Below are 16760 nucleotides of genomic sequence, written 5' to 3' on the forward strand. Positions count from 1 at the left end.
GAGCCCCTCTCCGAACGGCTCGCCGCCGCCGGCACGCTCCCACCCGGTGAGACGCTGTCGATCGTGGCGCAGGCGGCCGAGGCGCTGCACGCGGCGCACGCGAGCGGCGTGGTGCACCGCGACGTCAAGCCGGGCAACCTGATCGTCGAGCCGGACGGGCGGGTGATGCTGGTCGACTTCGGCATCGCGCGTTCGGCCGCCGTCACGGCCATCACGCAGGCGAACGCCGTTCCGGGCACCGCGCTGTACATGTCGCCGGAGCAGGTGCAGGGCAAGCCCGTGTCGCCGGCCACCGACATCTACGCGCTCGGCGCGGTGACCTACCAGTGCCTGGTGGGGGAGCCGCCGTTCAACGGCACCGACGCGATCGCCGTCGCCGTGAAGCACCTCAACGACGAGGTGCCGCCGCTGCCCGACTCGGTTCCCGCACCGGCGCGTGCGCTCGTGGACCGGGCTTTGTGCAAGGACCCGGAGGGGCGGTTCCCGACCGCGGCGGCGTTCGCGGTCGCCGCGCGCGCCGCCGCCAACGGGCAGTTCTCTCCGGGAACGTCCGCGCTCGGCGCGACGCAGCTCGCCGCCCCCGCGCAGCAGGGCGGGACCCGGCTGGACCTGCTCGGCGGGGCGGTCGCCGGGAGCGCGGCGGTGCCGCCGGGGCGGGCGATGGCCGATCCCGACTACGACCCGGAGTATGACTCCCTGACCTCCACGGGGTATCCCGTGGCGGGCAGCCGGCCCGGTGCCACGGGCACGCGCCTCAGCCCGGTCGCCGGCGGCGCGGCGGGGGGCGCGGCCGGCCTGGCCGCGGCTCGCGGCGGTTCGGCTCGCGGCGGTGCGGCCGGCGCCGCGTCCCGCACCGGGGCGGGTAAGCGGGCCGGGCTGGCGCTCGCCGGCATCGTGGCGCTCGCCGTCCTCGGTCTCGCGGTGATGCTCGGCCTCACCAAGGGCAACGACGACGACGGCGGCACGCCGGCCGGTCCGGAGACGCCCTCCTCGGCCCCGGCCGCCAAGGACTCGCCCAGACCGACGACCGCCCGCACGACGACCCAGCCCAACCAGCCGGTGCGCCCGACCGGCGGCCCGACCCAGACCCAGGGGCCCGCACCGACCGGCGGCGGCAACCCCACCCGCACCAGTGGCCCCACGCAGGGCCCCACGTCGGCGCCGCAGCCCACGGAGGGTGGCGGCGGCGGCTCGCCGGGCACCAACCCGTCCGGCGGGACCGGTGGGGCGGGGGCCGGCGGGCCGGTGGACCCGAGCGCCGGCACGGGCTGACGCCGGGGTATTGACAGGTCTAGACCAACGGGCCTTCCATAGTGATGGACGCCTATCGATGGCGTTCGATCGCTCCTTCCCCACCTGCAGGAAGGTCCCGTCCCCATGCGCCTGCCCGTGCGCTCCACGCTGTCCGTGATCCTGCTCGCCGCACTGATCCCCGCTCTGCTCCCCGCCCCCGCGACCGCCGCCCCGGCCACGGCCGCCGGTTCGGCCGTCAACACCGAGCCCTCCGCCGCTATCGACGCCTACTGGACCCCCGAACGGATGGCCGCCGCCAGGCCCATGCCGGCCCCCGCCGCGGGCATCCCGGCGCGGGACACCGAGCCGGACGGCCCCGCCCGCACCGTTCCCGCCGTCGCGCCGAAGACCGGCATCGTCGTCAACGGCCCCAGCGTCTGGGTCACCATCGGCCGGCTCTGGTTCAACGTCCCCGGCTCCGGCGACTACATCTGCTCCGCCAACGTGGTGGCCAGCAACAACCGCGACGTCATCGCGACGGCCCGCCACTGCGTCATGAACATCGACACCGGCGCCGTGTACCGCAGCTTCCGCTTCGCTCCCGCGTACAACCGCGGCAACGCCCCCTACGGCTGGTGGAACTGGCGCTCGGTCGGCTGGCGCACCGACGATCGCGGCCCCGGCGGCGACACGGCGTTCATGGTGCTCGCCACCGGCGGCAACGCCGGCCGCCACGTGCAGGAGGTCGTCGGCGGCACCGGCCTCGGCTTCAACTGGTCCACCAACAACTACGCCCGCGGGCTCGGCCTGCCCGGCGACAAGGACTACGCCGTGTGGTGCGAGGGCCAGCCGTACGACGGTCCCTCCGGCGGCGTGCAGATCCGCAACTGCGTCGGCCTGGCCGGTGGGGCCAGCGGCGGCGCCTTCATCGTGAACTACCAGCCGTCCGACGGATCCGCCTACCAGACGGCCAGCTACTTCGGCAGCTGGGGCGACTCCTACTTCGCCTACTGGCGCGACGTCGCCTGGAACATCTACAACGGGGCGCAGAACGCCTGATCGCACCGGCTCGTGGGATCGGGATCGACATCCCGGTCCCCGGCCGCCGGTATACGGCCCCGCCACACGCTGTGAACCATCCATGTGCCCGGCGTATGCGCGCCCTTGCGACCGTTGCTGCCGCACCCGATCGGTGTGTGTCACGGAGGGGGAGTCACGTGCAGACAACAGTGGACGGAACGGCCCTGCGATTCGGCATCCTCGGCCCGGTCGAACTGAGATGCCAGGACCGGCGCCTCGAACTGACCTCGACGAAACAGCAGGCGCTGCTCGGCGCCGGTCTGCTCAACGCCAACATGGTCGTCTCCGCCGGCCGGCTGGTCGACGCCATCTGGGGCGAACGCCCGCCGCAGAGCGCATCGGCCCTCGTCCAGACCTACGTGTGGGCGCTGCGCCGCCTCATCGGCCCGCTCGCCGAGGACCCCATCGTGACCCGCGCGCCCGGTTACGTGCTGCGCGTCTCCCACGGCGACCTCGACCTGCACGACTTCGAACGGCTCAGCGCCGAGGGCGAACGCGCCGCGGCGGACGGCGACCACTCCCGCGCCGCCGGACTGTTCCGCGAGGCGTTGAGCCACTGGCGCGGCCCCGCCTTCGACGGGTTGGACACGCCGCTGTTCCGCGCGGCGGCGGCCCGGCTCGACGAGGCCCGCCTCGCCGTCCTGGAACATCGCCTCGCCGCCGACGCCCACGTCGGGCCGAGCGGCGCCCTGGCCGCCGAGCTGACCGAACTGGTCTCCGCACACCCGTTGCGTGAGCGGCTGCGGGGGCTGCTCATGCACACGCTGTACCGGCTGGGTCGGCAGGCCGAGGCGCTGCAGGTGTACCAGGAGGGCTATCAGACCCTGCGCGAGGAGCTCGGCCTCGAACCCGGCCCCGAGCTGCGGGCACTGCACCGCAAGATCCTGGACGCCGACCCCGCACTGCTGCCGGCCGCCGCTGCGGAGCCCCCCGCGGCCGCCGAACCGCCGCGCCAGCTGCCCGCCGCGCCGGAGCCGTTCGTGGGCCGCGCGGCGGAGGCGTGGGCGCTGACCTCCTGCCTGCGCGCCGCGGCCGACGACAGCGACTCCGCGCTGGCCGTGATCTCCGGGCCGGCCGGCGTGGGCAAGTCCGCGCTCGCGCTCGCCGTCGCCGGGGCGGTGGCGGACCGGTTCCCCGACGGGCAGCTGTACGTGCCGATGCGGGCCAGCGCTCCGGAGGCGTCGACGCCGGTGGTCGGTGCGCTGGCCATGCTGCTGCGCTCGTTCGGCGTGTCGACACCACTACCGTCCACAGTGGACGAACTCGCCGCGCTGCTGCGCACCACCCTCATCGGACGGCGTGTGCTGCTGATCCTCGACGACGTGGCCGGGCCGGCCGAGGTGCGGCCCTTTCTGGCCGTTCACCCGGGGTGCGCGGTGCTGGCGACCAGCCGCCCCCGGCTGCCCAGCCTCGACGCGACGCTGGCGGTGGACCTGGGCCCGCTGCCGCCCGAGGATTCCCTGCGGCTGCTGGGCGGCGCGGTGGGCGCGGCACGCGTCGCGGCCGAACACGCCGCCGCCGCCGACATCGTGCACGCTTGCGACGGGCTCCCGTTGGCCGTTCGCGCGGCCGGGGCACGCCTCGCCGCCCGGCCCCGCTGGCGCCTCGCACACCTGGCGGACAGACTGCTGGACGACGGCCAACGCCTCGACGAACTCTCCGCCGGCGACCTCGACGTGCGCACCAGCATCCAGGGCAGCTACGACCGGTTGACCGAGCCGGAGGCCGGGCTGTTCCGCCGGATCGGCCGCCTCGACGCGAACGTCTTCACGGCCGTCGCGCTGACCCGGCTCCCCGACGGCCCCCCGACCGTCTCCCGCGCCGAACGCCTCGCCGACCGGCTCGTCGACGCGCAGCTACTGGAACACCTCGACGACGGCCCCGACGGACAGTGCTACCGCATGCCCACCCTGACGACCCTCTTCGCCCGCACCACACCCTGAACAGCCCGCGGTTCAGAGGGCCGGCGGGCGCCCCGCGCTGTCGGGTACCCGCCCCCGGAGCCGTCTCTCCGAAACCGGGCCACGCCGCCACGCGGGAGTCACGACAATGGGCGTTCATGACTCCCGACCCGCTCGGCCCGAACGTCATCGACATCCACGGCGCGCCGATGCTGCTGACGACCTCGGGCGGCGGCGGTGCGGTCCACCTCACGGCCGCCGCCGCGGCGCCCGCCGCCGGCCGGGAAGCGGTGCCGCACCGCTACTTCCACGACGGCGGCGTCGACCGGGGCGATGTTGCGGCCGGCTCGGACCGGGCTGTCCTGACCGCGCCGCGATGGGCGACGGCAACGCTGTGCGGCCGCCCGTGGGCGGTGATGGTCGGCGGCGACGGCACCGCCATCAGCCGATACGGCGAGATCGCCTACGCGCCGACCTGCCGCCGCTGCCTCGCGCGCATAGCCGCCGGGTAGCGGGTCGCTTGCCGCCGGGATCGGACTCCGGCGAACCCGCTACCAGCCGCGGGCGCGCCATTCCGGAATGGCCGGCCGCTCCGCGCCGAGCGTGGAGTCGTTCCCGTGTCCCGGGTAGAACCACGTCTCGTCCGGCAGCCGCCCGAACACCTTCTCCTCCAGGTCGTTCATCAACGAGGCGAAGTCGGTCGGGTTGGTCGTGCGGCCGGGGCCGCCGGGGAAGAGGGAGTCGCCGGTGAACAGGTGCGGCACCCCGTCGGAATCCCGGTACACCAGCGCGATCGACCCGGGCGTGTGCCCGACGAGGTGGATGACGTCCAATGTGGACTGTCCTACCTGGACGGTCCCGCCGTCGGCGACGGTGTCGTGCACGACGGGCAGTTCGGTCGCGTCGGCGGCGTGCGCGACGGAGCGGGCGCCGGTCGCCGAGACGACGGCGGCGAGGCCCTGCCAGTGATCGCCGTGGCGGTGGGTGGTGACCACAGTGGACAGTCCGCCGTCGTCGATGAGGTCGATGAGGCGTTCGGGGTCGTTGGCGGCGTCGATCAGCAGCTGCTCGCCGGTCGCGGTGTCCCGCAACAGGTAGGCGTTGTTGTCCATCGGGCCGACCGACAGCTTGGTGATCCGCAAGGCGCCGAGGTCGCGCGTGGCCGCGGGTCCGCCGGGGGTCACCGCACCGGTGTACGTCACTGTCTCTCCTCTACATATACCGGGGAACGGGCGGGAGCCCGCCGGTCGACGCCACGAGTCCGGAGCCGTCGCCGCGCCCGGACAGCCACGCGGCCAGCGTGTGCCCGTGGCCGCGCACGACCGCGCCGCCACCGCCCACCGCACCGCTGAACGGCAGGTCGCTCGCCTCCACCGAGAATCCCACCTCGACGACGGTGCCGAGCGCCTTCCGGAACAGGTCGGCGGTCAGCTCGTGCAGGAACCGCAGCGTGAACGCCTCGCTCCAGTCCGACGGCTCGTAGCCGATGCCGAGGTCCACGTGATGCACCTCGACCTCGCGCAAGCGCGCCCAGACGATGTGCGCGGCCGGCACCTCGGCCCCGCTCAGGTAGCGGATGTGGCGCGCCCACGCCTCGGCCGGCAACTCCCGCACCGCCTCGGCGAACCGCCCGTGCGCGGTGCGCAGGTCGTCGGCGAGCGCGGCGACGTCCCGTCCGGCGCCCTCGGCGATCTCGGGGTCGCGCCTGGCCGGGTCGGGGTACTGGGCGGCGAACACCCCGTTGCGCGCGCCCTCGAGCAGCCGCGTGTAGGAGTCCGCGTTGCGGGCGACGTGGGTCACCAGGTGCCCACGGGTCCAGCCGGGCAGCCGGGACGGGGCGGCGGCCGCCGCCGGATCGAGCGCCGCGACGGCGTCGAGCAGCCGTGCGGTGGCCCGGTCCACGTCGGCGATGAGTGCGAGCGGATCGACGGTCACGTCTCAAGAACCTACCGGTTCGATAATTGGTTTCGCGTGACCGGCTCGTTGCCTACCGTCGAGTCGGAACGGGCTGGTCAGCCGCGCGACTATCGGGGGAGGCGCCGGGGGAGCGGCTCGCGTGCGACCGACCCGCTTCGCGTAAGGACCGATATGAACATCGACCTGCCGGCCCTGGGCTGGAATGCCGACCTCGCGGCGGCGTACCGCCCCTTCTCCCGCTCCGGACTCCAACCCGCCCGGGTCACCCGGGTCGATCGGGGTGCCTGTGCGGCACTGTCATGTTCCGGCACGGTGCGCGCCAGTCTCGGCGCCACCGTGCTGGACCGGGCGGCCACCGACCCGGTCAACCTGCCGTGCGCCGGCGATTGGATAGTCGTGCGCACGTGGCCGGACGACCGGTTGACCGTCGAGGCGGTGCTGCCCCGCCGGACCGCCGTGGTGCGGGCGAGCGCGGAGGCCGCCGCCAGTGGACAGGTCCTCGCCGCCAACATGGACGCGGTCGCGGTCGTGGAGGCGTTCGACCCCGAGCCGGATCTCGGCCGGATCGAACGCCTGCTGGCCCTCGCCCACAACAGCGGCGCGACACCGCTCGTCATCCTGACCAAGGCCGACCTGCTCGCCGATCCGGCCGCCGTCGCCGCCACGGTGTCGGCGGCCGCGCCGTCGGTGCCGGTGTACGCGGTGAGCACCCGCACCGGCGAAGGCCTCGACCGGATCCGTCCGCTGGTGCGGCCCGGCCGCACGCTGGGGCTGCTGGGGGCCTCCGGCGTGGGCAAGTCGAGCCTGGTCAACGCCCTCGTCGGGGCGAGCGTGATGGGCACGAGAGAGCTTCGCACCGACGCCAAGGGGCGGCACACGACGACGTTCCGGGCGTTGGTGCCGGTGCCGGGCGGAGGGGCCGTCCTGGACACACCCGGTATCCGGTCGGTCGGCATGTACGAGGCCGGTCCGGGGCTGGCGCGGGCGTTCGAGGACATCGCGGCGCTGGCGGCGCGGTGCCGGTTCGTGGGGTGCGCCCACGAGAGCGAGCCGGGGTGTGCCGTGCGGGCGGCCGTCGAGTCCGGCGCACTGGCCCGGCGGCGGCTGGCGAGCTGGCGCAAGCTCACCCGTGAGCTGGCTCACGAGCTGCGCCGCCGGGAGGCCCGGGAGCAGCGCGTCGACATGTACAAACGCCGCCGCGCCGAACGCCTCAGCCACCCCCGGAGTCGCCGCTCCGGGTGACTCAGCCGACCGTGTGGGCGTTCCCACTGAAGCTCTTGACCGCCTCACGGAGCCCGTCGGCCGGCTCCGCGACGACCCCCGGCCACCGGTAGTGGACCGCGTACGCGGCGGGGTCGTCCATCGATGGCTTGCGCACGCGCGTACCGTACCGGGTTCACTCTTCCGGGCCTCGTGAGCAGGGCCGACAATCGCTGTCGGAGTTTTTGTCATACCCCGCGGATACAGTGGGGCCGCCGGTTCCGACTCTCCTCACGACTCGAGGCTCCTACCTCATGGCAGACCGTTTGATCGTGCGCGGCGCGCGCGAGCACAACCTGCGCGACGTCAGCCTTGACCTGCCGCGCGACGCAATGATCGTCTTCACCGGCTTGTCCGGTTCGGGCAAGTCGAGCCTGGCGTTCGACACGATTTTCGCCGAGGGACAGCGGCGCTACGTGGAGTCGCTCTCCTCGTACGCGCGGCAGTTCCTGGGTCAGATGGACAAGCCCGACGTCGACTTCATCGAGGGGCTCTCCCCGGCGGTGTCGATCGACCAGAAGTCGACCTCGCGCAACCCGCGCTCGACGGTCGGCACGATCACCGAGGTCTACGACTACCTGCGGCTGCTCTTCGCGCGCATCGGTGAGCCGCACTGCCCGACCTGCGGCGAGCCGATCTCCAAGCAGACGCCGCAGCAGATCGTCGACCGCGTGCTGGCGATGAAGGAGGGCACCCGGTTCCAGGTGCTCGCGCCGGTGGTGCGCGGGCGCAAGGGCGAGTACGTCGACCTCTTCGCCGACCTGCAGTCCAAGGGGTACGCGCGGGCCCGGGTCGACGGCGTCGTGCATCCGCTGACCGAGCCGCCGAAGCTGAAGAAGCAGGAGAAGCACACGATCGAGGTGGTCGTCGACCGGCTGGCGGTCAAGGCGACCGGCAAGCAGCGGCTGACGGACTCGATCGAGTCGGCGCTGGCCCTGGCCTCCGGCATCGTGGTGCTGGACTTCGTCGACCTGCCGGAGGACGACCCGGCGCGGGAGCGCAAGTTCTCCGAGCACCTCGCGTGCCCCAACGACCACCCGCTCGCGATCGAGGACCTGGAGCCGCGGTCGTTCTCGTTCAACTCGCCGTACGGCGCCTGTGCCGAGTGCACCGGCATCGGGACGAAGAAGGAGGTCGACCCGGAGCTGATCATCCCCGACCCGGAGAAGTCGCTCCGGGAGGGCGCGATCGCGCCGTGGGCGACCGGCCACACGCTGGAGTACTTCCTGCGGCTGCTGGAGGCGCTGGGCGAGGAGGAGGGGTTCACCCTCGACACGCCGTGGCGGGCTCTGTCCAACCGCGCGCAGAAGACGATCCTCCTCGGTGCCGAGGACCAGGTGCACGTGCGGTACCGCAACAAGTACGGCCGCGAGCGCTCCTACTACACCGGCTTCGAGGGCGTGATCCAGTGGATCGAACGCCGCCACGCCGACACCGAGAGCGAGTGGTCCCGCGACAAGTACGAGGGGTACATGCGCGACGTGCCGTGCGGCGCCTGCGAGGGCACGCGGCTCAAGCCCGAGGTGCTCGCCGTCACGATCAACGGGCGCAACATCGCCGAGGTCTGCGGGCTGTCGGTGGGCGAGTGCGCCGACCTGCTCGGTGCGATGACGCTCAACGACCGGCAGAAGATGATCGCCGAGCGCGTGCTCAAGGAGATCAACGCCCGGCTGCGGTTCCTGGTCGACGTGGGGCTGGACTACCTGTCGCTCAACCGGGGCGCGGGTACCCTCTCCGGCGGCGAGGCGCAGCGCATCCGGCTGGCCACGCAGATCGGTTCGGGGCTGGTGGGCGTGCTCTACGTCCTCGACGAGCCGTCGATCGGGCTGCACCAGCGGGACAACCACCGGCTGATCGAGACGCTGGTGCGCCTGAAGAACCTGGGCAACACGCTGATCGTCGTCGAGCACGACGAGGACACGATCCGCACCGCCGACTGGGTGGTCGACATCGGGCCGGGTGCCGGTGAGCACGGCGGCAAGATCGTGCACAGCGGCGACCTCGACGGGCTGCTGTCCAACGAGGAGTCGATGACCGGCGCGTACCTCTCCGGCAAGCGGGCGATCGCCGTTCCGCCGGTGCGCCGGCCGTCCACGCCCGGCCGCGAGCTGACCGTGCACGGCGCCCGCGAGCACAACCTGCGCAACCTGACGGTGACGTTCCCGCTGGGGCAGTTCGTGGCGGTGACGGGTGTCTCCGGCTCGGGCAAGTCGACGCTGGTCAACGACATCCTGCATGCCGTGCTGGCCAACCAGATCAACGGCGCCCGCCTGGTGCCCGGCCGGCACACCCGGGTCAGCGGCCTCGAACACGTCGACAAGGTGGTCGGCGTGGACCAGTCGCCGATCGGCCGCACGCCGCGTTCCAACCCGGCCACGTACACCGGCGTCTTCGACAACGTGCGCAAGCTCTTCGCGGAGACCACCGAGGCGAAGGTGCGCGGCTACGGCCCGGGGCGCTTCTCGTTCAACGTGAAGGGCGGGCGCTGCGAGGCGTGCGCCGGCGACGGCACCATCAAGATCGAGATGAACTTCCTCCCCGACGTCTACGTGCCGTGCGAGGTCTGCAAGGGCGCCCGGTACAACCGGGAGACCCTGGAGGTGCACTACAAGGGCCGCACCATCGCGGAGATCCTGGACATGCCGATCGAGGAGGCGGAGCAGTTCTTCACCGCCATCCCGGCGATCCACCGGCACCTCAAGACGCTGGTGGACGTGGGCCTGGGCTACGTGCGGCTGGGGCAGCCGGCGCCGACGCTGTCGGGTGGCGAGGCGCAGCGCGTGAAGCTCGCGTCGGAGTTGCAGAAGCGTTCGACCGGGCGGACCGTGTACGTGCTGGACGAGCCGACCACGGGGCTGCACTTCGAGGACATCCGCAAGCTCCTCGCGGTGCTGCACAGCCTGGTGGACAAGGGCAACACGGTGATCGTGATCGAGCACAACCTCGACGTGATCAAGACCGCGGACTGGCTGGTCGACATGGGCCCGGAGGGCGGCCACAAGGGCGGCACGGTCGTCGCGGCGGGCACCCCCGAGGAGGTCGCCGTCGTGTCGGCGAGCGCCACCGGGGAGTTCCTGCGGCAGGTGCTGGACGTCTCCGGCGAGGTGTCGGACGAGGGACCGGCGGTGGCGCGGGCGCGGCGGGCCAACGAGGGGAAGGTCAACGGGGCGCGCGCCACCACGAAGGCGGCGCCGGCGCAGGCCGCGGTCGCGAAGACGGCTCCGGCCAAGGCGGCGACGAAGCGTGCGCCGTCGAAGGCCGTGCCGGCCGCGCGGTCCACCGCCGCCAAGGCGACGACCGCCAAGGCGGTGCCCGCGGCCAAGGCCGTTCCCGCGAAGAAGGCCGCGGCGACGAAGGCGGCGCCGGCCCGCAAGACGACCAGGAACCGAACCGGCTAGCCTCAAGTTAGGTTACCCTAAGTTAAGTTCTTGCGGGTTCAACGTTTTTCTCACAGTTTTCGGAGGAAGGCATCCCCGCAGGTCAACGGCGCTTTCTGGCGCTTTGGAGCGATACACAGCTAATTCCTAAGCAACAAATCGAACCATGCGGGGACTACGCCACGTATGAACTGGAGATCAATGCCGTACCTCCAGGAGGAGCGAGATGAGCGACACGACCCGACGTTCGGTGCTGGCCGGTGCCGCTGGAATTACCGCCGCGACGGCGCTGGCCGCCTGCGGTGACGATCTCGACGCGCCGGGCACGGACAACGCCGCGCCGCCGGCAGCCGGCACCAGCGGACCCGCCGGTGGCAGTTCGCCCTCGGGCAAGGCGTCTTCAACGGCCGGCAACGGTGCCGCCGCCGGAATCGCCGCCGTGGCCGACATCCCCGTCGGCGGCGGGAAGATCTTCGCCGAGCAGAAGGTGGTCGTGACCCAGCCGACGGCCGGCACGATCAAGGCGTTCTCGGTGACGTGCACGCACCAGGGCTGCCCGGTGAGCAAGATCGAGGCCGGCAACATCGTGTGCACCTGCCACAACAGCAAGTTCAAGGTGGCGGACGGATCCCCGGCGGGTGGCCCGGCGACGAAGCCGCTGACCCCCGCGACCGTCAAGGTCGAGAACGGCCGAGTAGTTCTCGGCTAGCACTGCGTCCTCGGCTAGCAGACACGTGTGGCGCCCGGGGCGGGCGGTGCCCGACGGAAAATGACGTACCCCGGCGATACGCTCGGTTGGTGCCGGATCCGTCGACCTACCGTCCCGCCCCGGGCACCATCCCCGAGCTTCCCGGTGTCTACCGGTTCCGGGATCCGACCGGGCGGGTCATCTACGTTGGCAAGGCGAAGAGCCTGCGCCAGCGGCTCAACTCCTACTTCGCCGACCCGTGGTCGCTGCACGCGCGCACGCAGCAGATGGTCACCACGGCGGCGTCGGTCGACTGGGTCACGGTCAACACCGAGGTCGAGGCGCTCCAGCTGGAGTACCAGTGGATCAAGGAGTACGACCCCCGGTTCAACGTTCGCTACCGCGACGACAAGAGCTATCCCTACCTGGCGGTCACCCTCGACGAGGAGTACCCGCGGCTGCAGGTGATGCGCGGCGCCAAACGCAAGGGCGTGCGCTACTTCGGGCCCTACTCCCACGCGTGGGCCATCCGGGAGACGTTGGACCTGCTGCTGCGGGTGTTCCCGGCGCGGACGTGCCGGCCCGGGGTGTTCAAGCAGGCGCGGCAGCATCAGCGGCCCTGCCTGCTCGGCTACATCGACAAGTGCTCCGCGCCCTGCGTCGGGCGGGTCAGCGCCGAGGAGCACCGGCAGATCGCGCTGGAGTTCTGCGACTTCATGGGCGGGCGCACCGACGCCATGGTCAAGCGGCTCGAGAAGGACATGCACGCCGCGGCCGAGGAGCTGGAGTTCGAGAAGGCCGCCCGGCTGCGCGACGACCTGACCGCGCTGCGGCGGGCCATGGAGAAGCAGGCCGTCGTCTTCGGGGACGGCACCGACGCCGATGTGGTGGCGTTCGCGGACGACCAGCTCGAAGCGGCGGTGCAGGTCTTCCGGGTGCGCGGCGGCCGCATCCGTGGACAGCGCGGCTGGGTGGTCGAGAAGACCGAGGACGTGACGTTCGGGGACCTGGTGCACCAGTTCTGCTCGCAGGTCTACGGCGGGGAGCGCGGCGAGGCCGACATCCCGCGCGAGGTGCTGGTGCCGGAGCTGCCGGCCGACGTGGACGCCCTCGCCGAGTGGCTCTCCGGCCAGCGCGGCGCCAGGGTGCAGATCCGGGTGCCGCAGCGGGGCGACAAGAAGGCGCTGGCGGACACCGTTCGGCGCAACGCCGAGGAGGCGCTGGTGCGGCACAAGCTGCACCGCGCGGGCGACCTGACGACCCGCAGCCAGGCCCTCGACGAGCTGGCCGAGGCGCTGACCCTGGAGACCGCGCCGCTGCGCATCGAGTGCTACGACGTCTCGCAGATCCAGGGCACCGACGTCGTCGCGAGCATGGTCGTCTTCGAGGACGGGCTGCCGCGCAAGAGCGAGTACCGGCGCTTCGCGATCACCGGGGCGACGGACGACGTTTCCGCGATCTCGGAGGTGCTGCGCCGCCGGTTCGCCCGCTACAAGGCGGAGACGGGGGACGAGCAGGGGCAGCCGATCGATCCGGAGACGGGGCGGCCCAGGAAGTTCGCCTATCCGCCGCAGCTGCTCGTGGTCGACGGCGGTGCGCCACAGGTGGCGGCCGCGGCGCAGACGCTTGCCGACGCGGGCATCAACGATCTCGCCGTCGTCGGGCTCGCGAAGCGGCTGGAGGAGGTGTGGGTGCCGGCGGAGGAGTTCCCGGTGATCCTGCCGCGCAGCTCGCAGGGGCTGTACCTGCTCCAGCGGGTGCGCGACGAGGCGCACCGCTTCGCGATCACGTATCACCGGCAGAAGCGTTCGAGCCGGATGACGGTGTCGGCGCTCGACCAGGTCCCCGGGCTGGGCGAGGTGCGCCGCAAGGCGCTGATGCGCCACTTCGGGTCGCTGAAGCGGCTGTCGGGCGCGACGGTGGAGGAGATCACGGAGGTGCCCGGCATCGGCCGCCGCACCGCCGAGGCCATCCTCGCGGCCCTCGGCGCCACCCCACCCCCGCAGCCCGCCGCCCCGGAGCCCGCCGGCCCGCAGCCGGCAGCGCCGGGAGTTGAACACAAGTAGTGGGGCGAAAAGCTGGTTACGGGGCGCGAATAGCCTGCGGAAGTCCCCAGTACTTGGGACGCGGACCCGGCAGCGGAGTGGTCGAACACGCCGAAGGCGGATCGACCCGGAGCGGTGCGGCCCGGGAGGCAACGGTCATGCCCCCGACGGACCCGCGAAGGAAAATCCCACCTTCGGGACCCACGCTTTGACCACGGTTGAACACCGGGCGGCAACCCGCGCCGCCTAGGATCGCCGTGTGGTGAGTGATTCCGCGGCGGCCGTGGCGCCGCAGGGGACCGACGACGGCAACGCCTCGCGTTCCAGCACCGACCTGGTGATCGTGACCGGGGTCTCCGGTGGTGGCCGCAGCACCGTCGCCCGTGCCCTGGAAAACGTCGGGTACTACGTCGTCGACAACCTGCCGCAGACGCTGCTGCTGGAGATGGCCGAGCTGGCCCACGCCGCCGGCGGCACCGCCAAGCGCACGGCGATGGTGCTCGACGTGCGCAGTCGCGCGTTCTCGACCGACCTGACGGGGGCCGTGAAGGCGCTGCGCGACCGGGGGTTCAGCCCGCGGATCGTCTTCGTCGACGCCGACGACAAGGTGCTGATCCGCCGCTTCGAGAGCGTGCGGCGGGCGCATCCGCTGCAGGGCAACGGGCGGCTGGCCGACGGCATCGCCGCCGAGCGCGAACTGCTGCTCGACGCCCGCGAGCAGGCCGACGTCCTGATCGACACCAGCCACCTCAACGTCAACCAGCTGCGCGCGCGGATCGAGGAGATGTTCGCGGGGGAGGACTCGCGGCGGCTGCGGGTGACGGTGCTGTCGTTCGGGTTCAAGTACGGGCTGCCGCCGGACGCGGACTTCGTGCTCGACGCGCGGTTCCTGCCCAACCCGTATTGGGTGCCGGAGCTGCGCGAACACACCGGTCGGGACACCGAGGTGAGCAAGTACGTGCTGGGCCAGCACGGCGCGCGCACGTTCATCGAGACGTACGCGCGATTGATCAACACCACCGCTCCGGGTTTCGAACGCGAGGGGAAGCGGTACCTTACGGTGGCCGTAGGATGTACGGGCGGCAAGCACCGTTCGGTGGCGATCGCCGAGGAGCTGGCCCGCCGCCTGCGTGACGTCCGGCTGGCGGCATCAGCGCAGCACCGCGACCTGGGGCGGGAATGATCCGAATCGTAGCGTTCGGCGGGGGACACGGACTCGCCACTACGCTGCGGGCGCTTCGGACCCTGCGCAAACCGTTCGACCTCGACATCACGGCCGTGGTGACGGTCGGCGACGACGGCGGCTCCAGCGGACGGCTCATCGCCGAACGCAACGTTCCCGTGCCGCCGGGCGATCTCCGGCAGGCGCTGGCCGCTCTCGCGGACGACACCGACCCGACGACGAGACGCACGGCGGAGCTGTTCCAGCACCGGTTCGGCGGGCAGGACTCGCTGGCCGGGCACCCGGTGGGCAATCTGGTGCTGTGCGGGCTGATGGAGCAGTTCGGGGATCCGATCGCCGCGCTCGACCACGCCGCGACGCTGGTCCGCGCGGCGGGGCGGGTGCTGCCGATGGCGATGAAGTCGGTGCAGATCGAGGCGGACGTGTACGGCGGCGATCCGGCCCGTCCGGACGAGGTCGTCGTGGTGCGCGGCCAGCATCAGGTGGCGGTGGCGCGCGGGGTGGTGCACACCGTTCGGCTCACGCCGGCGCCGCACGCGTGTGCGGAGGCGATCGAGGCGGTGCGCCGGGCCGACTGGCTCATCTTCGGGCCGGGTTCCTGGTACACGAGCGTGATCCCGCATCTGCTGGTACCGGAGATCGCGGATGCGGTGGCGGGTAGCGCTGCGCGTAAGCTGGTCACGCTCAACCTCGCGATGGACCAGGAGACTCACGGGCTGTCATTGCCGGATCACCTTGCGGCACTCACCCGTTACCTACCGGGCCTCCGGGCAGATGTAGTTCTTGCCGACGGCAAAGCCGTGGGCGAGCCCGAACCTGTGCATCGCGCGGCGGAGTCGCTCGGCGCACGGTTGGTGCTCGCTCCGGTCGCGGTGCCCGACGGGGCAGCGCGCCATGACCCGGCCGCACTCGCGGTCGCTCTGGAGCCGATCCTCGTGGATGGGTAGCCGTCGGAGTGATATCTCCGCCGGGTACAAATAGGAGCGATCTCCCGATGGTGGAGTGACAGCAGACGACCCGACCGGCCCCCGAGGTGAACACGATGGCGATGACCGCTGCGGTCAAGGACGAGCTGAGCCGGGTTGACGTGGCCAAGCCATGTTGCCGTCGCGCCGAGATGGCGGCGCTGCTCCGCTTCTCCGGCGGGCTGCACATCGTGTCGGGCCGCGTGGTCGTGGAGGCCGAACTCGACACCAACGCCGTCGCGCGCCGGCTCAAGCGCGAGATCAGCCAGGTCTTCGGCTACCAGTCCGAGATCCATGTGCTGGCCTCCGGCGGGCTGCGCAAGAGCAGCCACTTCATCCTCCGCGTCGTCAAGGACGGGGAGGCCCTCGCGCGGCAGACCGGGCTGCTCGACGTTCGCGGCCGGCCGGTTGTCGGCCTCCCGTCGAACGTCGTCACCGGCAACCTCTGCTGCGCCGTCTCCGTGTGGCGCGGGGCGTTCCTGGCGCACGGTTCGCTGACCGAGCCGGGGCGTTCGTGCGCGCTGGAGATCACCTGCCCGGGCCCGTTGGCGGCGGTCGCGCTGGTCGGCGCCGCCCGCCGGATCGGCCTCACGGCGAAGGCGCGCGAGGTGCGCGGGGTGGACCGCGTGGTGGTCAAGGACGGCGACGCGATCGGCGCGCTGCTGACCCGCATCGGCGCCCACAGCACCGTGCTGACCTGGGAAGAGCGCCGGGTGCGCCGCGAGGTGCGCGCCACGGCCAACCGCCTGGCCAACTTCGACGACGCCAACCTGCGCCGTTCGGCCCGGGCCGCGGTCGCGGCGGCCGCCCGGGTGGCCCGCGCGCTGGAGATCCTCGGCGACGTCGCGCCCAATCACCTGACCAGCGCCGGCGCTCTCCGGCTGGAGCACCGCCAGGCGAGCCTGGAGGAGCTCGGCGCGCTCGCCGACCCGCCGCTCACGAAGGACGCCATCGCGGGCCGGATCCGCCGGTTGCTGGCGCTGGCCGACAAGCGCGCCCGCGACCTGGGCATCCCCGACACCGAAAGCGTCGTCACGCCCGACATGCTGGTGGGATGACTACCTTTTAGAGCTTCATTTCGCGGGCCCGTCTCGGGGGCGCGACCGTTGCC

The 16760-nt window shown here is 72.2% G+C and carries 13 protein-coding genes and 1 pseudogene; 11 read left to right on the top strand and 3 right to left on the bottom strand.

The annotated features are described in order from the left end of the window. The 4 genes from Val02_RS21340 to Val02_RS21355 all read left to right on the top strand — a co-directional run. Positions 1–1272, top strand: a 1272-nt coding sequence (locus Val02_RS21340) for a protein kinase domain-containing protein (RefSeq protein ID WP_203900919.1), incomplete at its 5' end; no start/stop codon positions are given. Positions 1273–1377: 105 nt separating this feature from the next. Next, entirely contained in the window at positions 1378–2292 is a 915-nt protein-coding gene (locus Val02_RS21345; RefSeq protein WP_203900920.1) for a hypothetical protein, read from the top strand. 158 nt (positions 2293–2450) lie between these two features. Further along, positions 2451–4256 carry an AfsR/SARP family transcriptional regulator gene (locus tag Val02_RS21350; RefSeq protein WP_203900921.1) on the top strand — a complete coding sequence of 602 codons (1806 nt, stop codon included), beginning with the start codon at positions 2451–2453 and terminating at the stop codon, positions 4254–4256. A 116-nt stretch (positions 4257–4372) separates the two neighbouring features. Further along, positions 4373–4726 (top strand): hypothetical protein, encoded by a 354-nt coding sequence (locus Val02_RS21355; RefSeq protein WP_203900922.1) that lies wholly within the window; start codon positions 4373–4375, stop codon positions 4724–4726. 39 nt (positions 4727–4765) lie between these two features. Here the strand turns inward: Val02_RS21355 and Val02_RS21360 are convergent, their stop codons facing one another. Together Val02_RS21360 and Val02_RS21365 are read right to left on the bottom strand one after the other, a co-directional pair. After that, a complete protein-coding gene (locus tag Val02_RS21360; RefSeq protein ID WP_203900923.1) occupies positions 4766–5416 on the bottom strand; it encodes an MBL fold metallo-hydrolase in 651 nt (216 codons plus the stop codon). A 10-nt stretch (positions 5417–5426) separates the two neighbouring features. Beyond that, a complete protein-coding gene (locus Val02_RS21365) occupies positions 5427–6149 on the bottom strand; it encodes a maleylpyruvate isomerase family mycothiol-dependent enzyme (RefSeq protein WP_203900924.1) in 723 nt (240 codons plus the stop codon). A gap of 153 nt (positions 6150–6302) precedes the next feature. Between Val02_RS21365 and rsgA the strand changes: the two genes are divergently transcribed. Continuing rightward, complete coding sequence (gene rsgA / locus Val02_RS21370) at positions 6303–7373, top strand: ribosome small subunit-dependent GTPase A (protein ID WP_203900925.1); 1071 nt, start codon at positions 6303–6305, stop codon at positions 7371–7373. 1 nt (position 7374) lies between these two features. Here rsgA and Val02_RS48260 read toward each other — a convergent pair whose 3' ends face one another. Next, positions 7375–7509: a hypothetical protein gene (locus Val02_RS48260; protein ID WP_275415597.1), complete on the bottom strand. Its 135-nt coding sequence runs from the start codon at positions 7507–7509 to the stop codon at positions 7375–7377. Positions 7510–7645: 136 nt separating this feature from the next. On the opposite strand from Val02_RS48260, the pseudogene uvrA reads away from it, so the two are divergent. From uvrA to whiA, 6 genes and pseudogenes are all read left to right on the top strand, one after another. Next, positions 7646–10624 (top strand): annotated as a pseudogene (gene uvrA / locus Val02_RS21375) (excinuclease ABC subunit UvrA); the annotation flags it as partial. 370 nt (positions 10625–10994) lie between these two features. Continuing rightward, complete coding sequence (locus Val02_RS21380) at positions 10995–11477, top strand: Rieske (2Fe-2S) protein (RefSeq protein WP_203900927.1); 483 nt, start codon at positions 10995–10997, stop codon at positions 11475–11477. 89 nt (positions 11478–11566) lie between these two features. Beyond that, positions 11567–13522 (top strand): excinuclease ABC subunit UvrC, encoded by a 1956-nt coding sequence (gene uvrC, locus Val02_RS21385; RefSeq protein ID WP_203900928.1) that lies wholly within the window; start codon positions 11567–11569, stop codon positions 13520–13522. Between the two features lie 262 nt (positions 13523–13784). Next, entirely contained in the window at positions 13785–14684 is a 900-nt protein-coding gene (rapZ, locus tag Val02_RS21390) for an RNase adapter RapZ (protein ID WP_203901122.1), read from the top strand. Then, positions 14681–15631: a gluconeogenesis factor YvcK family protein gene (locus Val02_RS21395; protein WP_203900929.1), complete on the top strand. Its 951-nt coding sequence runs from the start codon at positions 14681–14683 to the stop codon at positions 15629–15631. Before rapZ ends, Val02_RS21395 begins: the two co-directional genes overlap by 4 nt. Before the next feature lie 95 nt (positions 15632–15726). Further along, on the top strand, positions 15727–16707 hold the full coding sequence (whiA, locus tag Val02_RS21400) for a DNA-binding protein WhiA (protein WP_203900930.1): 981 nt from the start codon (positions 15727–15729) through the stop codon (positions 16705–16707). The last annotated feature ends 53 nt before the right edge of the window (positions 16708–16760 follow it).

It is taken from the genome of Virgisporangium aliadipatigenens (genome assembly GCF_016863615.1).
GTDB classification, from domain to species: Bacteria; Actinomycetota; Actinomycetes; order Mycobacteriales; family Micromonosporaceae; genus Virgisporangium; species Virgisporangium aliadipatigenens.